Below are 18,616 nucleotides of genomic sequence, written 5' to 3'. Positions count from 1 at the left end.
AGTTACAACATCTGCGGTGATACTATTTTGCAAAAGACCGATAATCTTTATCTGCTTCCAGTGCAAGAACAGTTTCATAGAGCAATCGGATGGCGTTATCCACATCTTCGATATGTGCCATTTCCACCGTCGTATGCATATAACGCAAAGGCAAGGAAATTAATGCAGAAGCAACACCCTGATTTGAGTAAGCAAAAGCATCGGTGTCCGTTCCAGTTGTTCTGGACGAAGCTTGGCGCTGAAACGGAATATTTTTCTTCTGAGCTGTTTCCACGATCAACCGGTTCAGGTTAATCTGTACCGCGGGCGCGTATGAGACAACAGGCCCCTTCCCACAAGACAGGTCTCCCTGCACATTTTTCTCGATCATCGGTGTTTGTGTATCATGCGTCACATCTGTCACAATAGCTACATCCGGCTGAATCCGTTCAGCAATCATTTCCGCACCTTTCAACCCAATTTCCTCTTGCACTGAGTTAACAATATATAAGCCAAACGGTAGTGTTTTCTTATTTTCCTTCAATAATCTAGCTACTTCAGCGATCATAACACCACCAATTCGGTTATCCAGCGCACGACCAACATAATACCGGTCATTCAGCACCATAAACTCATCCTCATAAGTAATCACAGATCCTACGTGGATACCCAGCGCCTCCACTTCCTCTTTCGATGTACAACCACAATCCAGAAAAATATTCTTTTGCGTCGGATTATCCTCTTTCTCTTTTCCACTCCGTGTGTGAATTGCCGGCCAGCCAAATACCGCCTTTCGGATTCCCTGATCCGTATGGATATTTACCCGTTTTGAAGGTGCTATTTGATGATCCGAACCCCCATTCCGAATTACATAAATTAACCCATCTTTATTAATATAGTTCACAAACCAAGAAATTTCATCAGCATGTGCTTCCAATACCACCTTATAAGGCGCTTCCGGATTAATCACCCCCACTGCTGAACCATACGTGTCAGTAAAGCTGTCATCAACATATTCATTTAGATAATCCAGCCATAGTCGCTGCCCATCCCACTCGAAACCCGTTGGAGACGGATTATTTAAATAATTTTCTAAAAAGCTTAATGATTTTTCATTCACTATTTTCTTCGTCTGTTCTTTCTTTTTACTCATTTTATACAATTAAAATTATAAGGGAATATTCCCGTGTTTCTTCTTTGGTAATTTCACCGCTTTATTTTCAAGCATTCTGAAAGCAAATATAAGCTTTTCACGAGTCTCAGCCGGTTCGATTACCTCATCAATAAAACCTCTTTCAGCCGCCCGGTAAGGATTCGCAAACTTATCAGAATATTCTTTCTCCTTCTCTAACCATCTTTTCTCCGGATCCTCTGCCGATGATATTTGCCTTTTAAAGATAATTTCTGCAGCACCCTTTGCGCCCATCACAGCAATTTCCGCCGAAGGCCAGGCATAGTTTACATCGGCGCCAATATGTTTGCTATTCATGACGCAATAAGCCCCTCCGTAGGCTTTCCTCGTAATCACAGTAATTCTAGGCACAGTCGCCTCACTAAACGCGAATAAAAGCTTCGCACCATGCGTGATGATACCATTCCACTCTTGATCCGTTCCAGGCAAAAAACCGGGCACATCTTCCAATACCAGTAAGGGGATATTGAAGGCATCGCAAAACCGGACAAAGCGTGCTCCTTTTACTGAGGCATCAATATCAAGAACACCAGCCAAAGACGCTGGTTGGTTGGCGACAATTCCGATGCTTCTACCTGCCAGTCGTGCAAAACCAACAACAATATTTTCGGCGAAATCTTCATGTACTTCCAAAAATGATTCCGCATCCGTTAATTCCGCGATCACCAATCGCATATCATAAGGTTGGGATGCATTTTCAGGGATTAAAGAGTTCAGCCTCTCTCGGTACTCGTTCTTTATCTGATAATCTAAATGAGGTGCCGTATCTTCACAATTCTGCGGCATATAGCTTAACAGTTGTTTGATTCGTTCGATAGCTTCCACCTCACTATTGCAAGCAAAATGCGTTACTCCCGACTTAGAAGCATGCGTTTCTGCTCCTCCCAACTCTTCTGCGGTTACCGATTCATGAGTTACAGTCTTTACAACGTTCGGCCCCGTAACGAACATGTAAGAAGTATTTTTGACCATCAGGGTAAAATCAGTAATCGCGGGCGAATAGACTGCCCCGCCTGCGCTCGGCCCCATAATAGCAGAAATCTGCGGAACAACACCTGAAGCCAATGTATTTCTATAGAAAATATCCGCGTAGCCACCTAAAGAGACAACCCCTTCCTGAATGCGTGCGCCCCCCGAGTCGTTTAGTCCGATGATCGGTGCTCCATTTTGGAGTGCCAGATCCATTATCTTACAGATCTTTTCCGCATAGGTCTCCGAAAGGGAACCACCAAAAACGGTAAAATCTTGAGAAAAGACATACACCATCCTTCCATCGATCGTTCCATAGCCTGTCACCACACCATCTCCAGAATATTTTTCGTTCTCCAGCCCGAAATCCGTACTTCGGTGCGTAACGAACATGCCAATTTCCTGAAAAGAACCCTCATCAAGCAATAGCTGCAAACGTTCACGCGCGGTAAGCTTCCCTTTTTTATGTTGACTCTCAATACGGGCGCTTCCACCACCCATCAGTGCTTGTGCTTTTTTATCTTTCAGGAGTTGAATTTTATCTTTCAATTTTAAGTGGTTTGGTTAGGAGTAATTTAGCTATAATCCCTCAATAAAGGTAATAAAAATGTTCCTTTCTCCTTTTCGTAATTCGCTCAGTGATAATAAAAATGAAGTTAAATTAACTTTTTCTAAATATTGAGCTCGATAATTTCGTAATATTGCACGCTGCGGCTATTTTATTTTTAATCTAACAAACATTATCATGTGCGATAAGAAATTTGACAACGAAAGGTTATCGGAAAGTTTTAAGAAAATTATAGCTGGAAATGAAGCCTGGGCCAGAGAAGTACAAGAAGATGAAACAGGTCTTTTCCAAGAACTCTCGAAGGGGCAACATCCTGATTTATTATGGATAGGTTGTTCCGATAGCCGCGTCCCAGCCAATCAGATCACTGGTACCCGACCGGGCGATGTCTTTGTTCACCGGAACGTCGCCAATTTATGCGTTCATTCAGATATGAATATGCTGAGCGTGCTTGATTTTGCCGTTAATATCCTCAAAGTAAAACACATCATTGTTGCCGGCCATTATGCCTGTGGAGGCATCACTGCTGCTATGGGGCAGCAACAGTACGGTCTTCTGGATAACTGGCTCCGCCATCTAAAAGATGTATATCGTATCTACGCCGATGAGCTTAACGCTATCACTGATTTACAAAAGCGCGAGGATCGTTTTGTAGAATTGAACGTCATTGAACAGGTTTCTAACCTCTGCAAAACAACCATCGTCCAAAACGCCTGGAAAGAAAGGGACGATTTAGCTATTCACGGAATGATCATTCAGTTGGAAACCGGTAAGCTAATTGACTTAAACGTTACTGCTACCAATGTAGATCAGAACCTCGGAGAATACTACCAGCTTAATAAATGATGCCCGATAGCGGGAGCATCCAGTTTTTATTTTGATGGTTTTTTAAAAAAACGGGAATGAACTTGTTTAGGGTAATTATCAATTTATTGCCTATTGATTCCCTATTGTACCCGTACAAATCGTCAAAAATAGGGAGTTGTTTGGCAATCTGTAGGTAAAAAGTCGCTAATGAAGTAATACAAGTCTATCGGTGTTTAAAAAGCAAAATAGCGGCTAGTCGATCAGGTTTTAACAAAAAAAGAGGTCGTAACTGAATGCTACGACCTCTTTTTTATTTCACTACTCTTGTAACAGTTAGTCTTCTTGCATAAACGGATATCTGTAGTCTTTTGGTGAATCAAAAGCTTCCTTGATCGTACGCGGAGACACCCATCTTAGCAGGTTGATCATGGATCCTGCTTTATCGTTCGTTCCCGACCCTCGTGCACCTCCAAAAGGCTGTTGACCTACAACCGCGCCGGTACATTTATCGTTCACATAGAAATTTCCAGCTGAATTTTTCAAAGCCTTGCTTGCTTTGTCGATCGCATAGCGATCTTGAGCAATCACAGCACCTGTTAGCGCATAGATCGATGTTTCATCAATCGTTGTGAGAATCTCATCGAACTTCTCGTCATCATAAACGAATACAGTAAGAACCGGTCCAAACAACTCTTCACACATGGTCACATAGTCAGGCTTCGAAGCAAGAATAACCGTTGGTTCAATAAAGTAACCTTTGCTCTTATCATAGTTGCCGCCGGCGATAATCTCAACAGATTTGTCTCCCTTTGCATCGTCAATATATTTCGCAAGCTTATCAAATGATTTCTCATCGATAACAGCATTGATGAAATTAGTAAAATCTTCAACACCTCCCATTTTGAACGATTTGATATCACGGATCATCAGCTCTTTGAGCTGCGGCCACAGACTTTTTGGTATGTATACCCTAGATGCTGCTGAGCATTTTTGTCCTTGATATTCAAATGCGCCTCTTACAATAGCTGTGTTTGAAATTTCAACATCGGCAGACGGGTGTACCAGAATGAAGTCTTTCCCACCAGTTTCACCGACAATTCTTGGGTAGCTTTTATAACGGTGGATATTATTACCGATAGTTTTCCAGATATCTTGGAATACGGCCGTTGACCCCGTAAAGTGAATACCCGCGAAGTCGGGATGCTTAAAGATCACCTCTCCAGCATCCGGACCTGATACATAAACCAAATTAATAACACCATCTGGTAATCCGGCCTCTTTAAATATTTGCATGATAACATTAGCAGCATAAATCTGCGTATTGGCAGGCTTCCATACGACCACATTTCCCATCATAGCAGCCGAGCTAGGTAGATTTCCGGCTATCGCTGTAAAGTTAAAGGGCGTCAGCGCGAAAACAAAACCCTCTAGCGGTCTTTGTTCCAATTTGTTCCATACACCTTTCGGCGATACGGGTGGCTGCTGAGCATAGATCTCGGTCATGTATTGAACATTGAACCGTAAAAAGTCGGCAAATTCACAAGCTGAGTCGATTTCGGCCTGATAAGCATTTTTAGACTGTCCCAGCATGGTTGCTGCATTGATTTTGGCGCGATAAGGACCTGATACCAGATCCGCTGCCCTTAAGAATATAGAAGCTCTTTCGTACCAAGGTAAGTTTTCCCAGTCTGCTTTTGCTGCCAAAGCCGCATTGATCGCATCTTCGACATGGCTTTTCTCTCCTTCATGAAAATACCCCAATACGTGTTGGTGATCATGAGGTGGTTTTAACGCGACCTTTTTATCGGTTTTAACCGTTTTTCCACCAATATACATTGGGATCTCGATCTCAGTTTCCAGTGCATCTTTAAGTGCTTTCTTTAGTAATTTGCGTTCTGAAGTTCCGGGAGCGTATGATAAGACAGGTTCATTCACCGGAGTCGGTACTTTGAAAAATCCTTTAGACATAGTTAAAATTTTAAAAACAAAGATACGGTTTTCTGTCGGCACGCATAATTTTATGCGTAAATTTGACTTCTATATGCTTAGATTTCTGCGATTCATTTTGTGGCCATTTTCGATTATTTACGGGTTTATAATCTGTTTCCGTAATTTTTTATATGATCGAGGTATTTTTAAATCGACCAAATTTTCTTTCCCGGTAATCGTTATCGGAAACCTGGCTATCGGCGGCACCGGCAAGAGTCCGATGACCGAATTGTTGATCCGTATGCTCAAAGACAGCTATAAGCTTGCGATACTCAGTAGGGGCTATGGTCGAAAGACTTCAGGCTTTTTGTATGTCTCTCCGTCTGACAGTTCGCGGAAAGTAGGTGATGAACCCTTACAGTTTAAAAATAAATTTCCCGAAGTTACGGTAGCGGTCTGTGAAGATCGGGTTTTGGGAGTTGAAAAATTACAAAAAGAACATCAGTTAGTCATTCTGGACGACGCATATCAACACCGCGCACTTAAACCGGGCTTCAGTATCTTATTGGTAGAATACAAAAGTTTGTTTCAACCTAAATTTTTGCTGCCCACCGGTAATTTTCGTGATGGTTTCTCGCAAAAAAAGCGAGCGGACACGATTGTGATCAGTAAGTGCCCGATGAGCTTGAGCGAAGACGAGAAGACGAGGGCTTTAAGCAGGCTTGATGCTATATCGGATCAACCCGTGTTCTTTTCTTTTGTGACGTATGATCATCCCCAGCCTGTATTTATGGCTGATGCTGCTGAAATGCCTATTACGACAGAAGACGATATACTGTTAGTAACTGGCATCGCGAACCCAGAACCCCTATTGCAGCATTTGCAAGGGAAGTGCAGGTCGCTAAAGCTATTGCAGTATCCGGATCATCATCCTTTCTCCGAGAAAGATATTCGAACTATCTTGAAAGAGTACGAGTCTATCGCCTCACAACAAAAGTATATTCTCACTACAGAAAAGGACTATCAGCGTTTTAAGGAGTTTTCAAAACATTTTATGGACATACCAGCTAGGGAAATCCGCGTGATACGAATTGAAACCGACTTTTATGATAATGGAAAAGAAGCACTTTCTTCCTTGCTGCATCAGTACTGTGAAGAAAATCTCAGCTAAAGGCTGAGATCTGTCTTCGAATTAAAAGATTAGCGTATTTTAGTAAATCGAGTATTTAATAATTTAAACACCTGGCTATGCATTCAAAAATCGATCAGACTCTAAATTATATTTATAATCAAATTGGTGATTTCCGTCCGGATGTTGGTGTTATCCTTGGAACTGGTCTTGCCGGATTGGCTAATGAAATTGAGGTTGAAAAGCAGTTGTTATATGCGAATATCCCTAATTTTCCTGTTTCCACCGTTGAGTTCCATTCTGGGAAGTTGATCTTCGGAATCTTAAATGGGAAGAAGATCGTTGCTATGCAGGGTAGGCTACACTATTATGAAGGCTATTCCATGCAGCAGATTACCTTTCCTGTACGGGTTATGCAGCGTCTGGGAATTAAGAAGATGTTTGTCTCGAACGCGAGCGGATCCTTAAACCCCGATATTAAAAAAGGCTCTTTGGTTTTTATTAAGGATCATATCAATCTGCTTCCTGATAACCCCCTCCGAGGTCAGAATCTCAATGGGTTCGGACCGCGTTTCCCAGATATGTCACAGCCTTATTGTACTGATCTGTTTTCGAAAGCAGTCGCTATAGCAAAGAAGAAAGGTCATGATGTGCATGAAGGGGTGTACGTCGCGACGATGGGTCCTAATTTGGAGACCAAAGCTGAATATCGTTATATGCGATTGATCGGTGGCGACGTTGTTGGGATGAGTACGGTGCCTGAAGTGATCGTCGCCAATCATATGTCACTAAAAGTATTTGCGGTTTCCGTAGTCACAGACGAAGGGTTTCACGAAGATCTCCAACCGGTCTCCTTTGAAGAGATTGTTAGCGTTGCTGCACAAATAGAACCGACCATGACTGAGATTTTAAAAGAATTAATAGCTTTGTAAAAAATAATGAATGTGCGCTTTTTATTAATAGGAATCTTTCTTTGCCTGATGGGGCAGACGCTCCAAGCGCAGGTTCCCATTGGTTCAGGTGAAGAATGGGGAGCTGACCTCGATTCGTTGAGAGACGCAGAAGAGCTTAAAGAAGATTCTATTATTTATAATGCAAGCTACATTCGGTATACGACGCTCGATCGTATGCGGTCGGGTACCTCGACTGTGCAAATTGATACAAGTCATTTTGGATACCAGTATTATAATCCACAACACAACCCTTACAACCCAAGTATCCATCTGGGGAGTTATGGCCTTTCTACCCGTGACCTCTTGTTTAATCCTCCAAAAACCATTGGTTTTCAAACCGGCTTTCATAGCATGGACCGCTATGTTCGCTCGCCTGATTCCATAAAATATTACCGGGCGCGCTCCCCTTATTCAGAACTGGAGTTTGTGACTGGTGACCAAGTATTCAAAGCGACTGTTGCGCAGAATATCAACCCACAATGGAGTATCGGGACGGACCTCGATTTTGCGTTGTCAAAAGGTTTCTATCAAAATCAGCGTTATAATGATGTTAAGGCCGCGGTTTATTCCTGGTATGAATCAAAAAACCATCGTTATAACTTATTGACAAATGCTCTTTTCAATACCTTGGTTTCAACAGAAAACGGCTCGGTATTAAATGATACGCTGTTTCGCACACCGGACAGGCAAGCGAGCGATGCGGAGCTGGTGCGACTGAATGGGCAACGGGAAGAGAGACCGCAGCAGACCTGGCGTGACTTTAGCTTTTTCCTTAGGCAAAGCTACTTCATCGGTCGGATTGATTCACTAAATGGAGGAATGCCTGATATGGAGATTCTTCCTACCCAGCGCGTCTATCATTCATTACGTTTGAGTTCCAAGAAGTATAAATTCTATAAAAATGAGGATGATTCGGACGGCGCATTCCCGTTTATCGATGAGCAAGCTATTCTTACAAACGACTCCACGAGGTTAAAATCGATTATCAACGAATTTGGCTATAGCTTTGCACTCCGCGGAAAGGCCGATACCACCTCTAGGAATGAAGTAAAATTAGATGTAGGACTTCGGAATGAGATTTCATGGTTCGACGCAAAAGACAATAGTTTCAGTTTCCAAAATACCACGGCTCTCGCGGGCGTGGGTTATCGCTTTAGTGATCGGGTAAATATTACCGGTGATTTTAATCAGATTGTAGCAGGTCGTAATTTTGGGGATTTCCTATACGAAGCCAAAGCTGATATTTTGTTAAGTAACACGGTAGGTCGAGTTGTTCTAGGGGCTTACACACAAAATAAGTCGCCCGAATATCTATATGAATTCGTCAATTATCAGTATCATAAATGGCCGGAAGCTGACCAGACATTAGATTTTGAAAAGACGAAGATCAATAATCTTTCATTTCAATACGAAAACTCAAAGCTCGGTTTTTATGGAAAGGTAGAATACTTCCTAATGAATAATTACCTCTACTTCAAAGAAGTAGATAATCCGGAGTTTGACCAAACATTGTTCAGGAAAATAGAACCAGCACAATTTACCGGGAGCATTAATATGTTGAAAGTTACCGTAGGGGAAAAACTGAAGTTTGGCAACTTTCATTTTGACAATTTTGCGGTTTATCAGAAGTCTGATTATATGAATCTTCTTCAGACTCCTGAGCTTTATACTTGGCATAGTTTCTATTACAATAATACCTTGGTTAAAGTAGTTGATTTTAATATCGGGTTCGATGTCAGGTTTAATACACCTTTTTCAACACCTTCTTATGCAATTAATATAGGTCAGTTCTATAACGATAATGCTGATATCGAATTTTCTACCTACCCAATTGTCGACGTGTGGCTAACGGCAACTTTAAAGCGTACCAACTTTTTTTTACGGTATGACTATTTAAACCAAGGTCTTTTTTCAGACGGTTATTACACAGTCAGACGTTATCCGATGCCAGACTCACATCTACGTTTCGGTGTGGCCTGGAAGTTCTATGATTAGAGTTGGTTAACAACTATGCTACTTGGTTGTTTTGCATATAAAAAGCAATTTATCTAAGTTTGTGAAAATAAATTTATCGACATGAGTAAAGCAATAATAAAGACCGAAAAGGGAGATATGACCGTAGAGTTTTATGACAAAGATGCTCCTAATACTGTTGAAAACTTTCAAAAATTGGCTAAATCAGGATTCTATGATGGGGTGACCTTTCACCGTGTGATCCCTGATTTTGTGATTCAGGGTGGTGACCCGACGGGCACAGGTGCTGGCGGACCGGGTTATTCCATCAAATGTGAGCTTGACGGAGAAAATCAGTACCATGACCGCGGAGTTCTTTCCATGGCTCATGCTGGTCGTGATACCGGAGGTTCGCAGTTTTTTATCTGCCACAGTCGGAATAATACGGCACATTTGGACAGAAACCATACCTGCTTTGGAAAGGTGGTAGAAAACCTGGATGTAATCGATAGCATCCGTCAGGGAGATAAGATCACAGGTATTGAAGTTATCGAAGATTAAAATTATGTAACCATGTCTTGGTCTCAGCCGGGGCAGCAAAGAAATTAGATGAATTTACAAGGAATTGTATCCGTGTCAGGTAAGCCGGGTTTGTTCAAACTTATTGGACAAAATAAAGCGGGCTTTGTATTAGAGAGTTTAGACGATCAGAAGGTAAAATCGGTAGTCAACTTGTCAACGACTAAAATGGCTTCATTAGAAGACATCACAATCTTTGGAGAAAGTGAAGATATCCGTCTTCCCGATGTTTTGGAAAAAATTAAAGAAGGAAGTGATACACCGGAAGTAAAGAAAGCAAGTGCAGACGATTTACGTGAATTTTTTAGGAGCGTAGCACCTGACCATGATGAAGATAGGGTTTACACTTCAGATATTAAAAAGATTATCAGTTGGTACAATATCCTTAAAGAGCTACCCCTGTTTGAGGAAGAAGCACCGAAGCAGGATGAAGTAAACTCTTCAGATCCGGAATAAATACTGATTAGAAAATAGAATAAAAAGGGGAGCAGACGCTCCCCTTTTTATGTAAAATAAATAAGTAATGCAATGATTACAACACCAATGATAATCGATATTGTCATTACTTTTTGTTCGCTGGCTTGGTTTCCACTTTTATACCGATAGTTTCTTTTGTGTTTATTGAACATAGTACCTGTCCTTTCCTGTCTATTTTATTTATAATGAAGATGCACTGCTAAAGCGATTTCCATAAATTCATTATTATTCATGATGATAGGGCTCATTCCTTAAGATGCTAAGCGCCCGATATACTTGCTCTACAAAGAACAGACGAATCATCTGGTGAGAAAAGGTCATTTTCGATAAAGATAGCTTCCCGTTTGACCGCCCTTCGACGCTAGCATCAAACCCATAAGGTCCGCCAATCACAAATACTAAGTGTTGCGTGCTTGCCAGCATCTTTTTTTCCAAAAATGAGGAGAACTCAACCGATCTGTATTCCTTTCCCCGCTCATCCAACAAAATAACAACATCTCCAGCGCCAATCTGTTTTAATATCAACTCTCCTTCCTTTTCCTTTTGCTGCTGTGTGCTTAAGCTTTTACTGTTTTTTATGTCGGGAAGAATGATCATTCTGAAATTAATGTAGAATTTAAGGCGTTTCAGATAGTTTTCAATACCTTCTGTCAAATACTTTTCATCGGTTTTGCCAACGCAAATCAGTGTAACCTTCATATCCGTAAAGTTAATTTTTCAAAGCCATATAGAAAGGTTAAATTCGGAAATTATTAGTTCTATGGAATCTCAGAAAGAAGAATTTTATCAAGCCAACAGTCAAGATGCAGAGACGAAGATCAAGGAGTTAACGTCGAGAATCAACCGGCTGGCACTCTTACGCCTTGCTGTTATACTCATCGGAGCTTTTGCTCTGTTTCAGGTTATGCAAACACAGCAGATCGTATTGACGCTAGGTGTGTTCATTTTAATCATTATACTTTTCTCCTGGCTTGTATATCTTCAGAGCAAGGTCAGTAAAGTGAAAGGTCATTTTGAAAATTACCTCAAAGTCAATGAGAATGAACTGCAAGTATATCATCATCGTTCAGAGAATATTTACTCCAGTGGAAGTGAATACATCAATGATAAGCATCTCTACAGTTCTGATCTGGATATATTTGGTGAGTTGTCTCTTTACCAGATGGTCAATCGTACAGCTACGCAAGGGGGTAATAAAAAGCTTGCCGAATGGCTGGATGCGCCGGCAAGTAAAGTGGAGATCGAAGACCGGCAAGCATTTGTCAAGGAATTGGTAGATGATTTTGACCTTTGGCAACAGATACAGTCCAGATTAATCTTCAATCTAGAGAAGGCTATTGATTATAAAAAGCAACTTGAGCAGTTTTTTTCGCGACCCATTTCCGTAGTTCAAAATCGCGTGCTACAATCTTACGTCAAAATTGCATACTATCTTTTTATAGTTTTATTCATAGGGAGTTTTTTTTCCTCCAAAATACTTGCTGCATTGATTGTCGTCGGGTTATTTAATTTTTCCCTCTGTCTATTTTATGCACGTAAAGTTAACTTGGTTATTTCCAAGGTGGAACGTATTGGCCGCGCCATGTCCTCTTTTTCCGAGGTCTTTGAGATGGTCGAAAAGCGGCAATGGAGAAGTAGAATGGCAACGGATGCTTTGGAAAAAATAGAGAGTCTAAGCAATAAGCCGATTTCATCCTCCATCAAAAATTTGTCGGGTATACTCAATCGGCTGGATGCCCGACTGAATATGTTTGTGGGAGCGTTCCTTAACATTACCCAGTTGTGGGATTTAAAACATATGACAGCACTAGAAAAATGGCGGCAGACCGAGTCTGCTGGTATTCCCGAGGCTTTTGATTTTCTTTCAGAACTTGAGTCGATCGGAAGTTTCGCAACCTTAAGTTTTAATAATCCTCACTGGGCGTTTCCGACAATTAAAGATGACAGTTTGCATGTCATTGATGTTCGGGGAGTTGCCCACCCTTTTATTAATGATAAGGACGTTGTAGCAAATGATTATTCGCTTGAGGGTCATTCCTTAGCATTGATCACTGGGTCTAATATGGCAGGCAAAAGTACCTTTTTAAGAACGTTGGGGATCAATGCTGTTTTAGCTTTTGCCGGTGCTCCTGCCAAAGCGACATCGATGGACATATCTGTGATGCAGATCGTTACTTACATGCGCATTCGAGATTCGGTGAATGAAAGTACTTCCACGTTTAAAGCAGAGTTGAATCGCATTAAGCAAGTATTAGATGAAGTAGGGCAACAGAATAACGTGCTTTTTCTGCTAGATGAGTTGCTTCGTGGCACAAACTCGGTGGACAAGTACCTGGGATCAAAAGCAATCATAGAAAAACTGATCTCTTATGAGGGCGTAGGAATGGTAGCCACACACGATTTAAAACTCGCCGAATTAGCGGAAACCTATCCGGGCTACGTGCGTAACTTTCATTTCGATATTCAGGTAGTCGGAGAGGAGATGCTGTTTGATTACCTCTTGAAAGAAGGTGCTTGCACAATCTTCAATGCATCTATGCTCTTAAAGAAAATTGGTATAGCCATTTAGTGCCAATTAATTCTTATTTTTAGCGGCTGAATGCTTAATTGTTATAGACTATAACCATAAAATATATGAAATTACTCGAAGGAAAAACGGCTCTTATTACAGGTGCATCAAAAGGGATTGGACGTAAAATTGCTGAAAAATTTGCTGAACAAGGTGCGAACGTTGCTTTTACTTATTTGTCCTCAGTCGAAAAAGGGCAGCAACTAGAGCAGGAACTCCAGTCATTTGGGACGCAGGTAAAAGGCTATCGTTCAGATGCATCAAATTTTGCTGAAGCCGATAAGTTAATTCAGGATATTGTTGCTGATTTTGGTTCGCTCGATGTCGTTGTAAATAACGCGGGAATTACGAAAGATGGTCTTTTATTACGTATGACGGAAGAGAATTGGGACGATGTGTTAAACATTAACCTGAAATCTATTTTCAATGTGACCAAAGCGGCCTCCAAAGTTATGATGAAAAGCCGTAAGGGTTCTTTTATTAATATGAGCTCAGTGGTAGGTGTACAAGGGAACGCTGGTCAGGCGAATTATGCAGCTTCCAAAGCGGGTATTATTGGTTTTTCCAAATCGATCGCAAAAGAACTAGGTTCTCGGAATATTCGGGCTAACGTAGTAGCTCCTGGTTTTATCCGTACAGAGATGACAGATGTTTTGGATCCGAAGGTCGTTGCTGGTTGGGAAGAGAATATACCGTTGAAAAGAGCGGGCGAACCTGAAGATGTAGCCAATCTTTGTGTATTCTTAGCATCTGACCTGAGTACGTATATTACTGGGCAAGTTATTCCTGTTGACGGCGGAATGTTATAGCAGCAGCTGACGGGAATGTTAGATTGATTGGATAAGCGGGGTGTTTGCGTTATTGTTCGTGAATGATTACGTAAACATCTTCATTGTCTTTCTTCATAAAGTACTTTTCTCTGGCAAACTTTTGAAGTTGTTTGGGGTTGTTGTCAAAACCTTCTAAATCCTTTTGTACTTTTTGAATCTCCTCGGTGTAGAAGACCTTCTCCATTTCTAATTCTTTTAGTTGACTATGGTACTTGTATTGTGAGGAAAGGTCATTACGGTCAAAGAAGAGCATCCATGCAGCGAATGCAAGAGAAGCGATAATGTATTTATTTCTGATGACCCTTAATAGCCTGTGCATAAAACAAAGATAGAGTTTGCTAAGCACAAATTATAAAAAAAATTGATTAAAGCAAAAGGCCGGTATTTACCGGCCTTTTGCTTTAATTTTTAACAAACAACATGGGTTTTACTTTGCAAATTTAAAATCTTTGCCTAAAAACCTTGCGTTGCTTCCTAGCTCCTCTTCGATGCGAAGAAGCTGATTGTATTTAGCGATTCTGTCTGAACGCGAAGCAGAACCTGTTTTAATCTGTCCACAGTTCAATGCAACCGCCAGGTCAGCAATTGTATAATCTTCTGTTTCTCCGGAACGGTGACTCATCACAGAAGTAAATCCGTTGTTTTGAGCAAGTGAAACTGCGTTGATGGTTTCAGTTAAGCTACCGATTTGATTTACTTTAATTAAAATTGAGTTAGCAATTCCTTTGCTAATGCCGTCTTGTAGGCGGGTTACATTGGTTACGAACAAGTCATCACCAACCAATTGGGTCGTGTTGCCAATGGCTCTGGTTAGAGCTTCCCAGCCAGCCCAGTCGTCTTCATCTAATCCGTCTTCAATTGAAATAATCGGGTATTTTTTAGTCCACTCAACCCAGTAGTTCACCAATTCTTCTGATGACATTTCTCTGTTATCAGATTTGCTGAACGTATAGAGACCGGTTTCCTTATTGTAAAATTCAGATGAAGCTGCATCCATTGCGATGTAAACATCCTCACCAGGTTTGAACCCTGCAACTTCTATAGCTTGTAATACTGTCTCAATCGCTTCTTCGTTTGAGCCGATATTCGGTGCAAATCCTCCTTCATCACCCACGTTTGTAGAGTATCCTTTTTTCTTCAATACTGTTTTTAAGTGGTGGAAGATCTCCACACCCCAACGTAGCGATTCAGAGAACGTGCTGGCTCCAACTGGCATGACCATGAATTCCTGAAAGTCAATTTTATTATCGGCATGCGAACCTCCGTTTAGGATGTTCATCATCGGTATTGGCAATGTATTTGCGTTAACACCACCTACGTATCGATATAAAGGTTGTCTGCTTTCTTGTGCCGCAGCTTTAGCAACTGCTAAAGAAACTCCTAGAATAGCATTTGCTCCTAATTTTGCTTTGTTCGAGGTTCCATCGAGTTCGAGCATCAGGTTATCAATGGCGTTTTGTTCAAAAACGTCTGCTCCGTTTAGTTCAAGTGCGATCGTTTCATTTACATTTTTTACTGCTTGCAAAACGCCCTTTCCTAAATAGGTAGCCTTGTCGTTATCGCGTAACTCTACGGCCTCATAGCTTCCTGTTGATGCGCCCGAAGGCACTGCTGCGCGTCCTACAAATCCGTTTTGTGTTGTTACGTCAACTTCAATGGTTGGGTTTCCACGCGAATCTAGAATCTGTCGCGCATGTACGTCAATAATCAAACTCATTTGTTATTTTTTTTATGAATAAATTCTTAGTGTAAAAATTACCCTTTGCTGGATATGCTCAAATATAAGATAATTTGTTTATTTGTATTAGTTGCTGACCAGATTTAACGATTTGATAAAATCATCGAACAGGTAAACAGAGTCGTGAGGGCCGGGTGATGCCTCCGGGTGATATTGTACCGAGAATGCATTTTTTCCTTTCACTCGTATCCCTTCTACCGTTTGGTCATTTAAGTTACGATGCGTAACCTCAACTTTATCTGATTTTTCAACTTCTTCCGCAATCACTCCAAAGCCGTGGTTCTGGCTAGTTATTTCGCACTGGCCAGTAATGACATTTTTAACCGGGTGGTTTGTTCCTCGGTGACCATTGAACATTTTTTCAGTTCCGATACCGTTTGCCAGTGCAAGTAGCTGATGCCCTAAGCAGATACCGAACATCGGTTTATCTGAGGCTACGATAGCTTTCACTGTATCCAGCGCATAAGGCATAGCAGCAGGATCGCCAGGGCCATTTGATACGAAATAGCCGGCTGGTTCCCATTTTTCCATTTCCTCGAAAGTAGTTTTGGCTGGGAAAACTTTGATGAATACATCTCGGTTATCGAAGTTGCGCAGGATATTCTTTTTAATGCCCAAGTCTAGAACAGCAACACGGTGACTCGCATTTTCGTCCCCGTAGAAATACGGTTCTTTGGTAGAAACTTGCGATGATAGTTCCAGTCCATCCATTGATGGCACTTCTTTCAGGCGGTTTTTTAACTCTTCTACATCTAATATTTCAGAAGAAATAATTGCATTCATTGCACCTTTATCACGAATATGGCGCACTAGGGAACGTGTGTCAATGTCTGAAATTCCAACAAGGTTTTCTTCCTCAAAATAGTTTTGAATCGATTTGTCTGCCATCTTACGACTGTAGTGGATATTGTAATTCTTGCAAACAAGCCCTGAAATTTGAATATCAGTTGATTCATTTTCATTGTCACTGATTCCGTAATTCCCGATGTGAGCATTGGTGGTTACCATGATTTGTCCGAAGTAGGAGGGATCTGTGAAGATTTCTTGGTAACCGGTCATGCCTGTGTTGAAGCAGATTTCTCCGGTGGTAGTACCAATTTTACCTGCGGCTTTTCCGTAATAGGTTGTGCCGTCTTCTAATAGTAAAATTGCCGGAAGATTCGCGTAATTAGTCATGTATGTAAATATGTGATTTTATGATTGTTAGAGTGGAACTGTGAAAAAATAAAACTTTGTCCGGTTCGAGTAACTCGGTGCTGATTTGTACATTAGGGAAATCCTGTACTTCTTTTTTCACAAAGGACAAAGGTATGTATTTAAAAAACTCTTAACAAATAAAACTTAAAGCTCTTTCCTTAATCTTGCTACAGGGATGTTCATCGCTTCTCGGTATTTTGCCACTGTTCTTCTAGCAATGGGGTAGCCTTTTTCTTTGAGGACTTCCGTCAGCTTTTCATCAGCAAGAGGTTTGCGCTTATCTTCGTTTGCAATACATTCTGCGAGTATCTTTTTAACCTCTTTATTAGAAACCTCTTCACCACTTTCTGTTTGGATCGCTTCAGAGAAGAATGATTTTAGCAGGAAAGTTCCGAATTCGGTTTGTACGTATTTAGAATTTGCCACCCGCGAAACGGTCGAGATGTCCATGTCTACTCGATCTGCGATGTCTTTTAAAATCATCGGCTTGAGGTTACGTTCGTCGCCAGTCAAAAAATATTCATACTGATAATTCATGATGGCGTTCATGGTTTTTAGTAACGTGTGCTGTCTTTGTTTGATCGCGTCGATGAACCATTTGGCAGAGTCCAGCTTTTGTTTTACGAACTGCACTGCCTCCTTCATTTTTTTATCCTTCTGGTCCGATTTTTCGTAATGTTGAAACATTTCCTGATAAGAACGGCTTACTCGTAATTCCGGAGCATTTCGTGCGTTCAGCGTAAGAACTAATACTCCATCATTGTTTTCGATATGGAAATCAGGAATTACATGCATTTGTTTGCTTGTGGCAGCACCAGAGTCGCCCGGTTTCGGGTTTAGTTTTAATATTTCGTCGATAATTGCCTTAAGCTCTTCTGAATTGATGTTGAGTGTGCGTTCCAGTTTATCATAATGTTTTCGCGTAAACTCTTCCAGGTGGTTTTCAATCATCTGGATGGCATTTTTTATTGTGGGGGTTTCTCCGTCTTTTTTTCGTAATTGGATGAGTAGGCATTCCTGTAAATCGCGTGCAGCTACGCCTGCCGGGTCAAATTGCTGTATTTTTTCTAGAACAGAAAGTACTTCCTCTTCCTCGGCAATAATATTTTGCGAAAAAGCCAAGTCGTCGATCAATGATTCAACAGGTCTTCGGAGATACCCGTCGTCGTCGAGGCTGCCGATAATTTGCAGACCAATTAATCGATCTTTATCAGAAAGATCCAGCAAATCGAGCTGTTGAGTCAAGTTTTCAAAAAAAGAACTTTGAACGGCTATCGGTATCTCCTTGCGTTCATCATCGTCATCACCTCCTCGGCCTCTAGAGCTTCCATAATCACTGACGTTGTCATCTTGCAAATATTCTTCTACGTTGAAGTCTTCTACTTCTGTGTTTTGATCTTCTGATCCTGCTTCACTTGGATCTTGATCCGGATATTCTTCTTTTGGTTCGTTCATATTGGCAAGGCTCATATCCTCAAGCGCTGGATTGATTTCCAATTCTTCTTTGATACGCGCATCCAATGATACCGTTGGAACCTGCAACAGTTTTATGAATTGTATCTGTTGAGGGGATAACTTTTGAAGTAGCTTTTGTTGTAAACTTTGTTTAAGCATAGTAATTTATACAGACGCAAACTTACGGAAAAAGTGTAAATATCTATTGAAAGATAAAATACTTAAGAAAGATACGAATAAAAGCTCTTAATTTTTTGCTCACTTTTCTGCTAAATAAAATTGATTTTCTACG

The 18,616-nt window shown here is 41.1% G+C and carries 16 protein-coding genes; 8 read left to right on the top strand and 8 right to left on the bottom strand.

From position 1 onward, the window contains the following. Positions 1-22: 22 nt before the first annotated feature. Both D3P12_RS00725 and D3P12_RS00720 read right to left on the bottom strand, forming a co-directional pair. On the bottom strand, positions 23-1,132 hold the full coding sequence (locus D3P12_RS00725) for a M42 family metallopeptidase (protein ID WP_118193189.1): 1,110 nt from the start codon (positions 1,130-1,132) through the stop codon (positions 23-25). A 15-nt stretch (positions 1,133-1,147) separates the two neighbouring features. Further along, positions 1,148-2,689: an acyl-CoA carboxylase subunit beta gene (locus tag D3P12_RS00720; protein WP_118193188.1), complete on the bottom strand. Its 1,542-nt coding sequence runs from the start codon at positions 2,687-2,689 to the stop codon at positions 1,148-1,150. Between the two features lie 196 nt (positions 2,690-2,885). Here D3P12_RS00720 and D3P12_RS00715 point away from each other — a divergent pair, with 196 nt between their 5' ends. Continuing rightward, entirely contained in the window at positions 2,886-3,554 is a 669-nt protein-coding gene (locus D3P12_RS00715) for a carbonic anhydrase (RefSeq protein WP_118193187.1), read from the top strand. A gap of 294 nt (positions 3,555-3,848) precedes the next feature. On the opposite strand, the gene pruA is transcribed toward D3P12_RS00715, so the two are convergent. Then, positions 3,849-5,483, bottom strand: coding sequence for an L-glutamate gamma-semialdehyde dehydrogenase (pruA, locus tag D3P12_RS00710; RefSeq protein WP_118193186.1), 1,635 nt, complete (start codon positions 5,481-5,483; stop codon positions 3,849-3,851). A 73-nt stretch (positions 5,484-5,556) separates the two neighbouring features. Between pruA and lpxK the strand changes: the two genes are divergently transcribed. The 5 genes from lpxK to D3P12_RS00685 all read left to right on the top strand — a co-directional run bounded on the left by lpxK (position 5,557) and on the right by D3P12_RS00685 (position 10,514). Then, on the top strand, positions 5,557-6,615 hold the full coding sequence (gene lpxK / locus D3P12_RS00705) for a tetraacyldisaccharide 4'-kinase (RefSeq protein WP_157970233.1): 1,059 nt from the start codon (positions 5,557-5,559) through the stop codon (positions 6,613-6,615). A 77-nt stretch (positions 6,616-6,692) separates the two neighbouring features. Then, positions 6,693-7,505 (top strand): purine-nucleoside phosphorylase, encoded by an 813-nt coding sequence (locus D3P12_RS00700; protein WP_118193184.1) that lies wholly within the window; start codon positions 6,693-6,695, stop codon positions 7,503-7,505. A 6-nt stretch (positions 7,506-7,511) separates the two neighbouring features. Next, on the top strand, positions 7,512-9,521 hold the full coding sequence (locus D3P12_RS00695) for a putative porin (protein ID WP_394341511.1): 2,010 nt from the start codon (positions 7,512-7,514) through the stop codon (positions 9,519-9,521). A gap of 81 nt (positions 9,522-9,602) precedes the next feature. After that, positions 9,603-10,040 (top strand): peptidylprolyl isomerase, encoded by a 438-nt coding sequence (locus D3P12_RS00690; protein ID WP_118193182.1) that lies wholly within the window; start codon positions 9,603-9,605, stop codon positions 10,038-10,040. A 48-nt stretch (positions 10,041-10,088) separates the two neighbouring features. Continuing rightward, positions 10,089-10,514: a DUF5606 family protein gene (locus D3P12_RS00685; protein WP_118193181.1), complete on the top strand. Its 426-nt coding sequence runs from the start codon at positions 10,089-10,091 to the stop codon at positions 10,512-10,514. 246 nt (positions 10,515-10,760) lie between these two features. On the opposite strand, the gene rlmH is transcribed toward D3P12_RS00685, so the two are convergent. Beyond that, a complete protein-coding gene (rlmH, locus tag D3P12_RS00680) occupies positions 10,761-11,234 on the bottom strand; it encodes a 23S rRNA (pseudouridine(1915)-N(3))-methyltransferase RlmH (RefSeq protein WP_118193180.1) in 474 nt (157 codons plus the stop codon). A 61-nt stretch (positions 11,235-11,295) separates the two neighbouring features. Here rlmH and D3P12_RS00675 point away from each other — a divergent pair, with 61 nt between their 5' ends. Beyond that, on the top strand, positions 11,296-13,104 hold the full coding sequence (locus D3P12_RS00675; protein ID WP_118193179.1) for a MutS-related protein: 1,809 nt from the start codon (positions 11,296-11,298) through the stop codon (positions 13,102-13,104). A gap of 65 nt (positions 13,105-13,169) precedes the next feature. Continuing rightward, complete coding sequence (fabG, locus tag D3P12_RS00670) at positions 13,170-13,913, top strand: 3-oxoacyl-[acyl-carrier-protein] reductase (protein ID WP_118193178.1); 744 nt, start codon at positions 13,170-13,172, stop codon at positions 13,911-13,913. A gap of 49 nt (positions 13,914-13,962) precedes the next feature. Here fabG and D3P12_RS00665 read toward each other — a convergent pair whose 3' ends face one another. From D3P12_RS00665 to rpoN, 4 genes are all read right to left on the bottom strand, one after another. Beyond that, positions 13,963-14,253: an FtsB family cell division protein gene (locus D3P12_RS00665; RefSeq protein ID WP_118193177.1), complete on the bottom strand. Its 291-nt coding sequence runs from the start codon at positions 14,251-14,253 to the stop codon at positions 13,963-13,965. A gap of 108 nt (positions 14,254-14,361) precedes the next feature. Beyond that, the gene (eno, locus tag D3P12_RS00660) at positions 14,362-15,651 is read right to left on the bottom strand and encodes a phosphopyruvate hydratase (RefSeq protein WP_118193176.1); all 1,290 of its coding nucleotides are present in this window, start codon (positions 15,649-15,651) and stop codon (positions 14,362-14,364) included. Positions 15,652-15,738: 87 nt separating this feature from the next. Further along, on the bottom strand, positions 15,739-16,848 hold the full coding sequence (carA, locus tag D3P12_RS00655) for a glutamine-hydrolyzing carbamoyl-phosphate synthase small subunit (RefSeq protein WP_118193175.1): 1,110 nt from the start codon (positions 16,846-16,848) through the stop codon (positions 15,739-15,741). Positions 16,849-17,013: 165 nt separating this feature from the next. After that, complete coding sequence (rpoN, locus tag D3P12_RS00650; RefSeq protein WP_118193174.1) at positions 17,014-18,483, bottom strand: RNA polymerase factor sigma-54; 1,470 nt, start codon at positions 18,481-18,483, stop codon at positions 17,014-17,016. Positions 18,484-18,616: the final 133 nt, after the last annotated feature.

The organism is Pedobacter indicus (assembly GCF_003449035.1).
GTDB lineage: Bacteria > Bacteroidota > Bacteroidia > Sphingobacteriales > Sphingobacteriaceae > Albibacterium > Albibacterium indicum.
Note: the sequence above shows the minus strand (reverse complement) of the source record. Positions and strands in the feature narration are given on the sequence as shown.

Bases quoted from the DNA above. Each gene is read 5' to 3' on its own strand.
- D3P12_RS00725 (WP_118193189.1), bottom strand. From the start codon at position 1,132: ATGAGTAAAAAGAAAGAACAGACGAAGAAAATAGTGAATGAAAAATCA.
- D3P12_RS00715 (WP_118193187.1), top strand. From the start codon at position 2,886: ATGTGCGATAAGAAATTTGACAACGAAAGGTTATCGGAAAGTTTTAAG.
- pruA (WP_118193186.1), bottom strand. From the start codon at position 5,483: ATGTCTAAAGGATTTTTCAAAGTACCGACTCCGGTGAATGAACCTGTC.
- lpxK (WP_157970233.1), top strand. From the start codon at position 5,557: ATGCTTAGATTTCTGCGATTCATTTTGTGGCCATTTTCGATTATTTAC.
- D3P12_RS00700 (WP_118193184.1), top strand. From the start codon at position 6,693: ATGCATTCAAAAATCGATCAGACTCTAAATTATATTTATAATCAAATT.
- D3P12_RS00695 (WP_394341511.1), top strand. From the start codon at position 7,512: ATGAATGTGCGCTTTTTATTAATAGGAATCTTTCTTTGCCTGATGGGG.
- D3P12_RS00690 (WP_118193182.1), top strand. From the start codon at position 9,603: ATGAGTAAAGCAATAATAAAGACCGAAAAGGGAGATATGACCGTAGAG.
- D3P12_RS00685 (WP_118193181.1), top strand. From the start codon at position 10,089: ATGAATTTACAAGGAATTGTATCCGTGTCAGGTAAGCCGGGTTTGTTC.
- rlmH (WP_118193180.1), bottom strand. From the start codon at position 11,234: ATGAAGGTTACACTGATTTGCGTTGGCAAAACCGATGAAAAGTATTTG.
- D3P12_RS00675 (WP_118193179.1), top strand. From the start codon at position 11,296: ATGGAATCTCAGAAAGAAGAATTTTATCAAGCCAACAGTCAAGATGCA.
- fabG (WP_118193178.1), top strand. From the start codon at position 13,170: ATGAAATTACTCGAAGGAAAAACGGCTCTTATTACAGGTGCATCAAAA.
- D3P12_RS00665 (WP_118193177.1), bottom strand. From the start codon at position 14,253: ATGCACAGGCTATTAAGGGTCATCAGAAATAAATACATTATCGCTTCT.
- eno (WP_118193176.1), bottom strand. From the start codon at position 15,651: ATGAGTTTGATTATTGACGTACATGCGCGACAGATTCTAGATTCGCGT.
- carA (WP_118193175.1), bottom strand. From the start codon at position 16,848: ATGACTAATTACGCGAATCTTCCGGCAATTTTACTATTAGAAGACGGC.
- rpoN (WP_118193174.1), bottom strand. From the start codon at position 18,483: ATGCTTAAACAAAGTTTACAACAAAAGCTACTTCAAAAGTTATCCCCT.